This is a genomic window from Nonomuraea sp. NPDC051941, assembly GCF_044593615.1.
In genome coordinates this window covers 98844-111446 of the sequence record NZ_JBIUCF010000004.1, presented here as the reverse complement: position 1 = coordinate 111446, position 12603 = coordinate 98844, and the positions used below count along the sequence as shown (strand labels likewise).

Here is a 12603-nt window from a genome sequence, read left to right as displayed (position 1 = left end):
AGGTGTCGGGCATCGTACTAATTGCCCGAATTGTTGCCGGACGCGGAGTCACCGTTCTTCAGGTGGTGGGCTCAAACCCTAGAGCCGGACGATTCGGGCGGCTCCCGCGCCGGTTCGCTGACCGGAACAGGCCTTCACCCCGGTTCGCACCCGGTCGGTAGCGTCCCTGACCATGCCTCTCGCTTACGGGTTCATCGACTACGGCGGTCCGGATGTCCAGCGCTACCTCGACGTTCCCGCGCCCGAGCCGCAACCGGGCGAGGTGCTCGTCGAGGTGCACGCGGTCGGCGTCAACCCGGTGGACTGGAAGGTCCGCGCCGGCATGCATCGGGCCTTCCTGCCGCTGAGCCTGCCCGCGATCCTCGGGCGCGAGGTGGCCGGGACCGTGGTGCGGACCGGCCCCGGAGTCACCCGGATGGCCGTCGGGGACACGATCTTCGGTAGCACGGCCGGCGGGAGCGGCGGCTACGCCGAGCTGGCGGTGCTGCCGGAGGACCGGGCCGCGCGCATGCCGGACGGGCTGAGCTTCACCGACGCGGCGGCCCTGCCGATCGCGGCGGGGACCGCCTACGAGGGGCTCGCAGCCCTCGCCCCGGCCCCCGGTCAGACGCTGCTGATCCTGGGCGCCGGCGGGGGAGTCGGCACGGTCGCGGCCCAGCTCGCGGTCATGGACGGGGTACGCGTCGTGGGCACGGCGAGCGGGGCGAAGAGCGCGTTCGTCGAATCCCTCGGCGCCACGGCGGTCGCCTACGATCGCGAGGACGTCGCGGGCCGGCTGCGGGAGCTCCTTCCCGAAGGCGCCGGCACCGTTCTCGACCTGGTCGGCGGCGACGCCCTCCATGGTGTCGCGGAGGTCCTCACCGCCAGCACGCGCGTGCTCACCGTGGCCGGCGAGGAGACCGCCGCCCGCTTCGGCGCCCGCCCGCTCTCGCGCATCGGCGGCCCGGAGACGCTGTCGGCCCTGGCCGGGCTGGTGGTCGCGGGCAAGCTGGATCCGCGCGTGGGCCGGGTGTTCCCGTTCGCCGCGGCGGCCGACGCGCTCGCGCTCGTGGAGGACGGCCACGCCACCGGCAAGGTGGTGCTCGACGTCACCACACGATCATCCTGAGCAGGCGTCACCACTCCGCGCACAGTCGCTCGGCCGTCCGGAACGCCAGCGCCATGATCGTCAGTACGGGGTTGACCCCGCCGTTGGTGACGTGCACGGAGGCGTCGGCGACATAGAGGTTGTCGTGCCCGTGGACCCTGCCCCACCGGTCCACGACCGACGTCCGCTCGTCGTCGCCCATCCGGCACGTCCCCGACTGGTGCTGCCCGGCGTGCAGGCCCAGGGGCGCCCGTGCCGCCCACGCCCGGCGCGCGCCCGAGGCGAGCAGCCATTCACGGGCGCGCTCGGCGATGAAGTCCCCGGTACGCAGGGTCTCCGGATGGGTCGTGCCGGACAGGCGGGCGACCGGGATGCCCCACCGGTCGCGCACGCGGGGGTCGGGCCGCGTCCTCGCCTCCGGGTCGGGGATCTCCTGGACCGGCCCGCCCACCCGCATGACGCGGCGGTAGTTGTCGCGCATGTACTGCTTGTTACGCGCGCCCCAGCGAGGCAGGTCCGGCGGCAGGTTCCGGGCCCAGAAGGCCAGGGGCAGCACGGTGAACTCGTCCGCCAGCATCGCCCCGCCGACCAGGCCGTCGTTGTGGTGGACGAAGTCGAGCGTCGCGAGCGAGACGCCGGGGCCCAGCCCGTCGTGCACGGGCTCGTCCATCTCGCCCAGCGCCCACGCGTAGGCGTGGCCCTGCAGGTGCCGCCCCACCTGGTCGTGGTTGTTGCCCAGCCCGTGCGGCTCGCGCCGGGTCGGGGAGTTCTGCAGCAGCCGGGCCGTCTCGATCGCGCCGGCCGCGCAGATCACGACCTCGGCCTCGACGACGTGGCGGGCCCCCGAGCGATCCACCCAGCGCACGCCGGTGACGCGGCCCGACGGGTCGCATTCGACGCGTTCGGCGACGGCCTCCGGCAGCAGCCGGGCACGGCCGGTGGCGAGCGCGCGGCTCAGCACGGTGTTGTGGGAGCCGTTCTTGGCGTCCGCCGGGCAGGCGAAGCCGACGCAGTGCTGGCAGCGGGTGCAGGCGGCCCGTCCGCCGTACGGCTCCGAGTTGATCAGCAGCGGCACCGGCAGCACGTCCCAGCCGAGGGCGGTCGCGCCCCTGCGCAGGGCGGCGGCCTGCAGGCCCTCCGGGAGCGGGGACATCGGGTACGGCTTGGCGCGCCTCCAGTGGCGGCTGCCGGCCGCGTGGTCGCCGCAGACGCCGATCTCCCACTCTGTGCGCTCGTAGTAGGGCTCCAGGTCGTCGTATCCGATGGGCCAGTCGGCGAGGCTGCTGCCCGCGGGCACGCCGTACGTGCTCGCCATGGTGAAGTCGGCGGGCAGGAACCGCCACGCCTGCGCCCCGTAGAGCCGGGTGCCGCCGCCGACCAGCGTGGCGTTGCCGTGGAAGCCCGGCTCGTGCGGGCGTACCACGTGCTCGCCGCCGGTGGCGTCGACGACGACGCGCGGGCCGTCCTCGTAGTCGGGCCCGGAGCGGTGGGGATAGCGGGTGAGGCGGTGGTTGCGCAGATGGTCGCGGCCGATCTCCGCGAAGGTGAGGTCGCGGCCGCGTTCCAGCACGAGCACGCGTTTGCCCGCCTCGGCCAGGACCGCGGCGGCGACCCCGCCCCCGGCGCCCGACCCGATCACGACCGCGTCCACCCGCATCAGCCCCGTACCTCGCATCCGGCCACGGCCCGCATCAGTCCCGTACCTCGAATCCGATCATCCGCCAGGAGACGGCGTCGCGGTTGCCGCCGTTGCCCGGGTCGCCGTAGAAGCCCTCCATGACGTGCCCGACCACCGTCTCCACGAACGCCGCCGCGTCGAACGGCCACGGCACGCGGGTGTCGCCCGCCTCCAGCGCCCGCAGCAGCTCTTCGCGCCGCCCGGGCGGCAGCTCGGGGAAGCCGGCGCCGTGCCGCTCGCGCGCCTCGGCCTCGACGGCGTCGAGGCCCGCCTCGTAGAAGGCGAGCAGACCGGCCAGGTCACGGCCGAACTGCCCCGTGAGGTAGTCCAGGACCCCAGCCTCGGTGCCGCTCGGATGATCGTCGGCGGGGACGATCGTGTCGACCACCGCGCCCAGCGTCGCGGCCTGCCCCGGGGTCACTCCGCGAAGCGGGGGGCCGGGCGCTCGCACGTGCTCTCCAGGCGGACGACCTGGCCGGGCCCGTCGATCGCGGAAAGGGCCTCGAGCACGTGGAAGGCGAACGTGGCGTTCGCGCGGTGGGGGCCGCCCTCGATCGCGTCGGCCAGATCCCGGACGCCGAGCCCGCGGCGGGCCTGCTCCTTGGTGCCGACCGCGCCGAACAGGCCGACGACGGGCGGCAGGACCGACCAGTCCGCGTCCCCGTGCCGTCGCACCCGTACGTCGCCGTCGAAGTGGTTGGGGTTGGGCAAGGTGAGGGTCCCTTCGGTGCCGTAGACCTCGATGGCGGGCAGATCGCTGTCCCAGACGTCGAAGCTCATCAGCGTGGTGCCGATGACCCCGGAATCGAAGACGAGGACGGCGGAGGCATGGGTCGCCACCTCGACGTCGATCCGGTCCACGACGCGGTCCGGCGCGGTCACCGCGCGCACCGGCGCGCCGACACGAGCGGCCCCCGCCACGGACCTGACCGGGCCGAGCAGGTTCACCAGTATGGCCAGATAGTACGGCCCCATGTCCAGGACGGGCCCACCCCCGCGCTGGAAGAGGAACCGCGGGTCCGGATGCCAGGTCTCGGCCTTGCTGTGCCGGATGAACGCCGACACGCCGATGGGCTCGCCGATCAGCCCGTCGTCGAGCGCCTTGCGCGCGGTCTGGGAGGCGCTGCCCAGGAACGTGTCCGGCGCGGAGCCCAGCACGCGGCCGCTGCTCCCGGCCGCCGCCAGCACCTCCCGCGCCTCGGCGACGGTCGCGGCGAGCGGCTTCTCGACATAGACGTGCTTGCCGGACTCCAGGGCCCGGATGACGGTGCTCGCGTGGTGGGCCGGCGGGGTCAGGTTCACCAGGATGTCGATCGAGTCGTCGGCGTAGAGCTCGTCGCCGTCCCCCCAGGCGGGGATGCCGTGCTCTTCCGCGGCCCGCTTGGCCCTGTCGACGTCGATGTCGCCGACGCGGACGATCTCCAGCTCCGGGTAGCGGGCCATGCCGGTGACGTAGCGGCCGAAGATGTTGCCGGTGCCGAGGATGCCGATGCGGTGGTGCACGTGTTTTCCGTCCTTCTGGTTGCGTACGGGACCGATGGAAGTCAACGTCCGGCGCGGCCCGCTCACCAAGCTCGCCAGTCCGCTGGCCGAACCGGCGGGATTGCCCCGATCCGGCGGGCTGCGCATAGTACGAGCACGTGGCCTGCGGAGGACGGGAAGATGAGCGGTACTGAATCGGCCCTGGCAGGCCCGGTGGTGCACATCGTCGACGACGACCACGACCTGAGGCGCTCGCTCGTCTTCATCTTCGAGAGCGTCGGGGTCCAGGCGCTCACCTATCCCGACGCCGCGACGTTCCTGGCCGAGTACGACGCCGCCGAGCCCGCCGTGCTGATCGTGGACGTGCGGATGCCCGGCCTGAGCGGGTTCGAGCTGCAGGAGCGGCTGCTCGGGCTCGGCTATCCCGCCCCGATCATCTTCTGCTCCGCCCATGGTGACATCGCGATGTCGGTACGAGCGCTGCGGCAGGGCGCGGTCAACTTCCTGGAGAAGCCGTACAAACCGCAGCAGATGCTCGACGTCGTCCAGGAACAGCTGCGGGAGGCCGAGCGACGCTTCCGCGAGCACGCCGACCGGCGGGCCGTCGGCGAGCGGGTCGAGTCGCTCACCACGCGGGAGCGCGAGGTGCTCAGGCTGGTCGTGGACGGCCTGCCCAGCCAGCTCATCGCCCGCCGGCTCGGCACCAGCGTCAAGACCGTCGACGTGCACCGGGCCCGGATCAAGGCCAAGACCGGCGCGGACAGCCTGGGCGCGCTGGTCCGCGACGTACTCCAGTGCCGGATCGAGCTCTGACGAGCCCGGCGGCGTCAGGCGGTGAGGCTGTGGAAGCGGCGCTGGAAGTAGACCAGGGCGCCGCTGTCCAGGCGTGAGGTGACCGCGTCGATCTCGACGAAGGCCACCGTGTGCGAGCCCTGCCGGCGCCTGGTGACGATCCGCCCGACGACCGAGGCCAGCGCGTCGCGCAGCACCGGCACGCCGTAGGTGCCGAAGTCCCAGGAGCCCGCGCCGAACCGTTCGGAGGTCGGCACGTTCGTCGCACCAGCGAAGTGCATCGCCAGCTCCTCCTGGTCGGTGCCGAGCACGTTCACGCAGACGCGCCCGTTGGCCATGACGATGTCGTGCGAGCTGCTGGAGCGGTTGACGCAGATCAGCATGGTCGGCGGGGAGTCGGTGACCGAGCACGCCGCGCTCACGGTCACCCCGGCCCGGCCGTGCCGGCCATCGGTGGTGACGACGTTGACGGCGGCGGACAGGTTCGCCATCGCGGCACGGAAACGGCGCTGCGCCTCGGTCACGGCTGCCTCCTGAAAGTGATCGGCTGCCTCCGAAGCTAGGCCGCGACCGCCGGGGCCGAAATCGAGACTTCATCCACGCCGGCTGAGGATTTCCCCTACGCGCCGGCAGGCTGCTCCGGCTCGGCGAGCGGCAGCGTGAACCCGAACCGCGACCCGCCCTCCGCCCTTTTCTCGGCCCGGATCGTGCCGTGCTGACGGGTGATGATCCGGTGGCTGAGCGCCAGGCCGATCCCGCTGCCGTGCTCCTTGGACGTGAACGACTCCGCGAACGGGTCGCGCGGCAGCCCCCGGCCCCGGTCGTCGACGGTGAAGGTGCCGTCGGGGGCGGTGGCCACGTCGATCTGCTTCGGAGCCGCAGGCGACTGCCCCATCTCGTCGACGGCGTTGAAGCAGAGGTTGAGCACCACCTGGCCGGTCAGCACCCGTTCGCAGCGCACCAGGACCGGCTCGGGGGCGAGCCGGACCCGGACCTCGACCCCGAGCGGCGCCGCCCGCAGCCGCACGAAGTAGAGGCACTCCTCGACGACGTCGTTGAGGTCGGCCACCTGCTCCACCTGCTCCAGATGGCCGACGAAGGCACGCACCGAGCTGACGATCGCCGCGGCGCGTTCGATCTGGCTGACCGCGCTGGCGACGCCCTGGGCCAGCCCGCCGGCCTCCGGCAGCCGGGCGGCCCGGGTGTGCACGCCGGCCAGGAAGTTGGCGGCGGCGGCCAGCGGCTGCCCGAGCTCGTGGGCGATCGCCATCGCCATGTCGCCCATGGCGTTGTAGCGGGCCAGGTAGTTCTCCCGGTGCAGCTCCCTGGCCCGGCGGACCTGGTCCTGGACCCGGTCGGAGACGTCGTGCAGGATCATCAGCAGCGCGGTCGCGTCCTCCTCCCGCAGCCGCTCCAGCGAGCCCTCCAGCCACACCCGCCCGTTGTCGGGACGGCCCGCCTCCAGCTGGACGGGGGTGACCGGGGTGGCGCGGGCGAGCACGTCCGCCCAGCTCGCGTCGCGGCCGTCGAGCCGCAGCCGCGCGAACGCCGTCAAGGGCCGCATCGGCCCGTCCACCGGAGCGCCGATCGCGGTGAGCGCGGTGTCGGTCGCGAACCTGATCGTGCCGGTCTCGTCCAGCATCAGGGCGAGGGTGGAGGTGTAGTGGGCCAGCGCGTCCACGTACGACGTGGTGAGCCGCAGCTCGCGCTCCACCCGCTGCTCCCGCTCGATGTCGCGGAACTGCACCATCACCGCCGGCCCCTGCGCGAGCTCGACCCGCACCGCGAGCGCGTCCGTCGGGATCACCCGGCCGGACTTGGAGCGGTAGTGCCACTCGATCCGGCTGGCGCCCTTCTCGACGGCGTCCTGCAGCCAGGCCCGGCCGATCACCCGGTCGTACTGCTGCGCCGAGCTGCTCATGTGATCGGCCTTGAGCGGCCGGATCTCGCTCAGACCGAACTCCAGCAGCTCGCAGGCGGCCGGGTTGGCCCACAGGATGTTCTTGGTCGCCGCGTCGTGGATGAGGACGCACATCCGGGAGGCGTTCATCATCGCGACGAAGTCCGCGGCGACGAGCTCGGGAGCCCGCGGATCTACTCGCATCGACACAGGGTAGGTCACCCGGTGTGGGAGCCGGGGATGAAGATATCCCCTACGTCAAGGTGAGGAAATGACGACTGACGGGTGCAAGCGTTCTTCCTAACCTCGGATCACACCGTCAGACCCATGAGGAGCAAGGATGGCGCAGGACGATCCCGCCGCGTTCGACGCGATGCTGGCCGAGCTGGCCGAGCGTCGCGAGGAGTTCCGCGAGCAGCGCTACGTCCCCAGAGACTTCGTCGAGCGGCTCAAGCGGCTCGGCCTGTACCGTTGCGCGACGCCGGAGCGGTTCGGCGGCGAGACGATGGCGCCCGCCGAGTTCCTGAAGAAGATCGAGCGGATCTCGGCCGTCGACGGCTCCACCGGCTGGGTCGCGAGCTTCGGCTCCCAGCTGGTCTACCTGGGCTCGCTGCCGCTGGAGACCCAGGCCAAGCTGTACGCCGGCGGCCCCGACGTCGTCTTCGCCGGGGCGCTGTTCCCGATCCAGCAGGCCACCCCGACGGAGCGCGGCTTCCTCGTCAACGGCCGGTGGAAGTTCGCCAGCGGCTGCATGGCCGCCGACATCATCTGCGTCGGCATCCCCGGCGACGACCTGACCTCGGGCAAGCCGCGCGGGGCGCTGGTACGTCCGGAACGCCTGGAGATCGTGCAGGACTGGGACGTCGTCGGCATGCGCGGCACCGGCTCCTTCGACCTGATCGCCGAGGACGTCGAGGTCGACCGGGAGTGGACCTTCATCCGCGGCGGGGAGCCGGTGGTCGACGAGCCGCTCTACCGCTACCCCGCGATCACGTACGTCGCCCAGTCGCTCTCTGTGGTCTCCGCCGGCGTCGCCAGAGCCGCCCTCGACTTCGCCGAGGGGGCCGGCAGCGGCCGGGGCAGCATCACCGGCGCCCCCAGGCTCGCCGACCGCGCCTACTACCGCGCCGGCATCGCCGAGGCCGAGGCCACGCTGCGCTCCGCCCGCGCCTACTTCTACGAGGCCGCCGACGAGGCCTGGGAGACGCTCGTCGCGGGCGGCCTGGTCAGCGACGAGCAGAACGCGCACCTGCGGCTGTCCGCCGCGCACCTCGCCCGGACCGCGTCGGAGGTGGTCCACAAGGTCGTCTCGCTGTCCGGCACCGCCGCGATCTACCAGGACCACCCGCTGCCCGCCCTGCTCGGCGACGCGCTGGTGCCGCAGGAGCACGCCTTCCTCAGCCCGGCGATGTACGACGCCGCGGGCGCCGTACTCATGGGCCTGCCGCCCACCGTCCCCGCCTTCCGCTGATCAGCCCTGGCGGATCAGCGATTCGAGGAGGTCGATCCCGAGCGGGATCGACTCCTCCGCCACGTCGAAGCCCGCGCTGTGGTGCGGGCCCGGGCTGCCGCCTCCGATCATCAGGTACGCGCCCTTGCCGTCGCGCCGCTGGACGTGCCGGATGAGCAGGTTGGCGTCGTCGCTGCCGGCGAACGCCTGGGTCCTGATCACCTCCACGACGCCGGGGTGCGCTCCGGCCACGTCCACGATGCGGTCGACCAGGTCGTCGTCGGGCGTCACGGTGGCGGAGCTGCCCGTCACGACCAGCGCCGCCTCGACGTCCTGCGTGCGGGCGGCGCCGTCCACGATGGACCGGATCCGGTCGACCAGCTCGTCCACGACCTCGTCATCGGTGGCGCGCGCCTCGCAGGTCATCACCGCCGAGGCCGGGACGATGTTCACGCCGTCACCGGCGACGAGCGTGCCGACGTTGAGCCTGGTGTCCGCGGACCCGTAGCGGGGGAGCGCCATGATCGCCAGCGTGGCCATGGCGGCGGCGAGCAGCGCGTTGCGCCCCGACTCGGGCGAGCCGGCGGCATGGGAGGCCCGGCCCGTGAAGTCGACCTTCAGCTTGCGGGTGGCCATGCCGCCGGTGAAGCTGCCCACGACGTGGCCGACGCCCAGCTCGCCCGCCATGTGCACGGCGAGCATGACGTCGATGTCGTCGGCCACCCCGGCGTCGATCATCGTCTGCGCTCCGCGTACCCCCTCCTCGGCGGGCTGGAACAGCACCCTCAGCGAGCCCGCGAAGTCGCGGTCGGCGAGGCGGTGCAGCAGGCCCACGCCGATGGTGGCGTTCGCGTCGTGGCCGCAGGCGTGCATCGCGCCGTTCGCCGCCGCGAAGCCGTTCGCGGCCGGGAAATGGGCCGGATCGGCGGACTCCCGGATCGGCAGCGCGTCGATGTCGGCGCGCAGGCCCCATCGCGGCCCCGGCCGGACGCCGGCCAGGTCGACGACGAGCGCGGTGCCGTTCTCCTGGAAGTACCGGGCCTTCTCCGGCGGGATGCCGGAATCGACGGCGCGGGCCGCCCATTCGGCGAGCGTGCGCGGCGACGGGTAGTTCACGACGGGGGAGAGGTCGTGGGCGTCCTTTCCGGTCAGGACGGTCACCGGCAGGTCTTCGACGGCCCGCGCTATCCGGGCCGCCGTCCCGATCTCCACGAATGCCGGTTCCGGATTGCGGTGCAGTTCTCGCCGGAATGCCCTGAGCTCCTCGATGTCCACACGACCTCTTTCTCTGCGCACTGATCAACGGCCGGGCGGTCGTTTCGCTCAGGCTAGGAAAGGCGCCGCGAATGGGCGTCGATCGGCGTTGATCCCGCATGAAACATCGGATTTTCGAGCCGAGCCCGCACGAAGCTGTTCGTCGAACACCGGCTGGCCGCCGACGGGCACGTAACGCAGGCGCCGGCTGTCGAGATCGAGAATGTAGCCCGTGCGCTTGGCGATCCTGGGCACGATCCACCTGTCCTTGACCAGCAGCTTCGGGAACATCGACGACAGCCTGCCCTCGATCTCGTCCAGCTCCTGCAGGTTGCGCAGCCACAGGAAGACCGCGAGGTTGGCCTCACCGGTCACCGAGGCGCACATCCGCACGTGGCAGAGCAGCCGCAGCGAGGAGATGAGGCGTTCCAGGTCGGGGTGTTTGACGTCGAGCCACAGCACCGCCGCCGCCGACCAGCCCAGGAGGGTGTGCGCGAGGTCCACGCGCCATCGGACCCAGTTCGCCGCGAGCAGCGCGTCGATGTCCCGGGAGATGACCGAGATCGAGCGGCCCAGCTCCCGCTGCATGTCGGCGGCGGTGCGGCGGACGTCCGTGCTGAGCGCCGCGATGACGTCGAGGTGGGCGGGCTTGCGGTGCTCGGGCGGCTCGGACGGCCGCAGCAGGTGCAACGCGCGGGCCTGTTCGTCGGAGAGCGCGTTGAGCCGCCAGCCCGACCCTTCCAGGAAGATCCTGCGCAGGTAATGGGTGCGCGTGCCGACGATGCCGGGGACGCCGGCGATGTGCTCGTCGATGTAGCGGTCCATGGAGAGCAGGGTGGGCATCGAGATCATGACATAGAGGTCGCGGGCGCCCGACGTGCAGTGCACGCTGATGATGGGTCCCTGCCGGCTGAGCTCGGCGATCACGTCGCCGCGCTGGCCGGGCGCGCATCGGATCTCGACCAGGGCCGAGATCTCCTGCTGGCCGGTGCGCGGCTCGCACTCGAAGCAGCTCGTCCACACCTGCCGCTGCTGGGTGAGGGCCGACCAGCGGCGCGAGATCGTCGAAGGGTCCACCCGGAGGATCCTCCCGAGTTGGACCCACGGGACCCGGGGATGGATCTGGAGCGCGTTGATGATCTGAAAGTCCAGCCCGTCGACCATGCGCCTCATCCTGCACGGACACGCCGGATCCGCCCATGACCGTGTATCGCCTGCCGGACCGCCGCGTAGGATCGGCTCACAGCTACACGGTCATGTGCAGGAAGCCGTAACGCGAGGGAAACCTCCGGCGAAGCCCGCGGGAAAGATCGTGCGCCCGGGCCGCGATATCACTCAATTCCGTGCACTCTGCGTCACGGAAGACCTGGATTCGGCAGGCGACACCTAGGCTCGGCGCCATTCATTCTCGCGAGTGCGCTGGAGGATCAGTGTTTCGCAATTCCATTCTCGCGATGGCGCTCGTGGCGGGCCTGGCCGGATGCGGTGTCGCCGAAGGGGCGACCGACACCATCAACATGTCGCTGAACACCGATCCGGCGACCTTCGACCCGGCGCTGGCCAAGGGCGGCGACGATTTCGGCATGGCCCGGCTGCTGTTCGACACGCTGGTGCGCAAGGACTCGGGCAACTCCCTCGTCGGCGGCATCGCGTCCGCCTGGCAGGCGGAGGACGCCGCGCATTACACGTTCACCATCCGCGGCGGTCTGACCTGCTCGGACGGCAAGCCGATCACTCCGTCGGTGGTGGCCGCCTCGCTGACGCGGTTCGCGGCGAAGGAGACGGGCTCCTCGGGCCGCACGCTGGCGCTGGGATCGGGCACCGCGACGTTCACCGCCGACGACAAGGCGAACACGGTGAAGGCCGCCCTGTCCGTCCCGTGGTCCGACTTCCTCACCGGGCTGACGCTGCCGCAGGCCGGGATCGTGTGCCCGGCGGGCCTGAGCGATCTCAAGGGACTCGCCGCCGGGAAGGTCGCCGGGGCGTTCTCCGGCCCGTACACGCTGACCTCGTCCCAGGCGGCGGTGTCCTACCAGTTGACGCTGCGCGACGGCTACGCGGGCTGGCCGGCGTTCGCCAAGCCCCTGGAAGGCGTGCCCGCCAAGCAGCTGAACCTCACGCCGATCACCGACTACGCGACCATCGCCACCCAGTTGCTGGCCGGCAGCCTGGACGTCGGCGTGGTCTCCGACGAGAACGTGGCCCGGTTCGACGGCAACACCCGGTTCTCCACGTCGAGCGCCTCCAACACCACGACGTACCTGCTGTTCAACGAGCGTCCGGGAACGGCCTTCGCCGACCGGCCCGAGCTGCGCGCCGCGGTGGCCCAGGCCGTCGATCCGCAGGCGTTCAGCGACATCATCAGCGGCAAGCGGGGCAGCACGATCCTGTCCGTCGGCTCGGCCAAGCTCCCCTGCGTGAACACCGACCGGTCGCTGCTGGTCCCGCAGGACTCCGGCGCCGCTGCCAAGACCCTGGCCGGGGTACGCGTCCGCATCGTCGGCACGACCCTGCTGCAGGGCGGCAACGACTACATCGGCGAGGCGCTGCGCAACGCCGGCGCGAACGTCACCGTCAGCTCCCTCGACAACGCCAACTGGGCCACGGTGACCACGGCCGGCGGCTCGGACTGGGACATCAACGTCCAGGGCGACAACAACCAGCTGGGCACCCTCACCTCCTCCCTGCTCCGGGTGATGGGCCCGGTGACCGAGAAGGGCGGCCGCAACAAGACGGGATCGGTCAACGAGAAGGGGTACGGCTTCGTCACCCAGGCCATGAGCGTGACCGACAGCGGCGGACAGTGCGCCGCCCTCCAGTCCGCGCAGAAGTCGTTCCTCCAGCGGGTCGACGCGATCCCGCTCTCGACCCTGCCCACCACCACCGTCGTCGCCGACGGATTCGCCATCCGGACCTTCGACGACTACCTCGACCCCGCCACCCTGCGCATCCTCAAGTAG

At 71.7% G+C, this 12603-nt stretch carries 11 protein-coding genes; 4 read left to right on the top strand and 7 right to left on the bottom strand.

Annotated features, from left to right (window positions below; translation table 11 throughout):
- Positions 1–172: 172 nt before the first annotated feature.
- Positions 173–1108, top strand: a complete 936-nt coding sequence (locus tag ACIHFD_RS09670) for an NADP-dependent oxidoreductase (protein ID WP_397366375.1) — start codon at positions 173–175, stop codon at positions 1106–1108.
- A 7-nt stretch (positions 1109–1115) separates the two neighbouring features.
- Here the strand turns inward: ACIHFD_RS09670 and ACIHFD_RS09665 are convergent, their stop codons facing one another.
- Genes ACIHFD_RS09665 through ACIHFD_RS09655 form a run of 3 tightly spaced genes read right to left on the bottom strand, consistent with a single transcriptional unit; the run spans position 1116 to position 4268 of the window.
- The gene (locus ACIHFD_RS09665) at positions 1116–2744 is read right to left on the bottom strand and encodes a GMC family oxidoreductase (protein WP_397366374.1); all 1629 of its coding nucleotides are present in this window, start codon (positions 2742–2744) and stop codon (positions 1116–1118) included.
- 34 nt (positions 2745–2778) lie between these two features.
- The gene (locus ACIHFD_RS09660; RefSeq protein ID WP_397366373.1) at positions 2779–3186 is read right to left on the bottom strand and encodes a gluconate 2-dehydrogenase subunit 3 family protein; all 408 of its coding nucleotides are present in this window, start codon (positions 3184–3186) and stop codon (positions 2779–2781) included.
- Entirely contained in the window at positions 3183–4268 is a 1086-nt protein-coding gene (locus ACIHFD_RS09655; RefSeq protein WP_350727490.1) for a Gfo/Idh/MocA family oxidoreductase, read from the bottom strand. Before ACIHFD_RS09655 ends, ACIHFD_RS09660 begins: the two co-directional genes overlap by 4 nt.
- A 159-nt stretch (positions 4269–4427) precedes the next feature.
- On the opposite strand from ACIHFD_RS09655, the gene ACIHFD_RS09650 reads away from it, so the two are divergent.
- Positions 4428–5060: a response regulator transcription factor gene (locus ACIHFD_RS09650; protein WP_397366372.1), complete on the top strand. Its 633-nt coding sequence runs from the start codon at positions 4428–4430 to the stop codon at positions 5058–5060.
- Positions 5061–5074: 14 nt separating this feature from the next.
- Here the strand turns inward: ACIHFD_RS09650 and ACIHFD_RS09645 are convergent, their stop codons facing one another.
- Together ACIHFD_RS09645 and ACIHFD_RS09640 are read right to left on the bottom strand one after the other, a co-directional pair.
- A complete protein-coding gene (locus ACIHFD_RS09645) occupies positions 5075–5563 on the bottom strand; it encodes a flavin reductase (protein WP_350727492.1) in 489 nt (162 codons plus the stop codon).
- Positions 5564–5658: 95 nt separating this feature from the next.
- A complete protein-coding gene (locus ACIHFD_RS09640) occupies positions 5659–7143 on the bottom strand; it encodes an ATP-binding protein (RefSeq protein WP_397366369.1) in 1485 nt (494 codons plus the stop codon).
- Positions 7144–7279: 136 nt separating this feature from the next.
- On the opposite strand from ACIHFD_RS09640, the gene ACIHFD_RS09635 reads away from it, so the two are divergent.
- Positions 7280–8410 carry an acyl-CoA dehydrogenase family protein gene (locus ACIHFD_RS09635; RefSeq protein WP_397366368.1) on the top strand — a complete coding sequence of 377 codons (1131 nt, stop codon included), beginning with the start codon at positions 7280–7282 and terminating at the stop codon, positions 8408–8410.
- Here ACIHFD_RS09635 and ACIHFD_RS09630 read toward each other — a convergent pair whose 3' ends face one another.
- Together ACIHFD_RS09630 and ACIHFD_RS09625 are read right to left on the bottom strand one after the other, a co-directional pair.
- Positions 8411–9664, bottom strand: a complete 1254-nt coding sequence (locus ACIHFD_RS09630) for an amidohydrolase (RefSeq protein WP_397366367.1) — start codon at positions 9662–9664, stop codon at positions 8411–8413.
- A 48-nt stretch (positions 9665–9712) separates the two neighbouring features.
- Positions 9713–10807 carry an Lrp/AsnC family transcriptional regulator gene (locus tag ACIHFD_RS09625; RefSeq protein ID WP_397366366.1) on the bottom strand — a complete coding sequence of 365 codons (1095 nt, stop codon included), beginning with the start codon at positions 10805–10807 and terminating at the stop codon, positions 9713–9715.
- A 290-nt stretch (positions 10808–11097) separates the two neighbouring features.
- On the opposite strand from ACIHFD_RS09625, the gene ACIHFD_RS09620 reads away from it, so the two are divergent.
- Entirely contained in the window at positions 11098–12603 is a 1506-nt protein-coding gene (locus ACIHFD_RS09620) for an ABC transporter substrate-binding protein (protein ID WP_397366364.1), read from the top strand.

What these genes read in the sequence shown, in the direction of transcription:
- ACIHFD_RS09670 (WP_397366375.1), top strand. Translation starts at nt 173, where the DNA reads ATGCCTCTCGCTTACGGGTTCATCGACTACGGCGGTCCGGATGTCCAG.
- ACIHFD_RS09665 (WP_397366374.1), bottom strand. Translation starts at nt 2,744, where the DNA reads ATGCGGGTGGACGCGGTCGTGATCGGGTCGGGCGCCGGGGGCGGGGTC.
- ACIHFD_RS09635 (WP_397366368.1), top strand. Translation starts at nt 7,280, where the DNA reads ATGGCGCAGGACGATCCCGCCGCGTTCGACGCGATGCTGGCCGAGCTG.
- ACIHFD_RS09620 (WP_397366364.1), top strand. Translation starts at nt 11,098, where the DNA reads ATGGCGCTCGTGGCGGGCCTGGCCGGATGCGGTGTCGCCGAAGGGGCG.
- ACIHFD_RS09650 (WP_397366372.1), top strand. Translation starts at nt 4,428, where the DNA reads ATGAGCGGTACTGAATCGGCCCTGGCAGGCCCGGTGGTGCACATCGTC.
- ACIHFD_RS09625 (WP_397366366.1), bottom strand. Translation starts at nt 10,807, where the DNA reads ATGGTCGACGGGCTGGACTTTCAGATCATCAACGCGCTCCAGATCCAT.
- ACIHFD_RS09640 (WP_397366369.1), bottom strand. Translation starts at nt 7,143, where the DNA reads ATGCGAGTAGATCCGCGGGCTCCCGAGCTCGTCGCCGCGGACTTCGTC.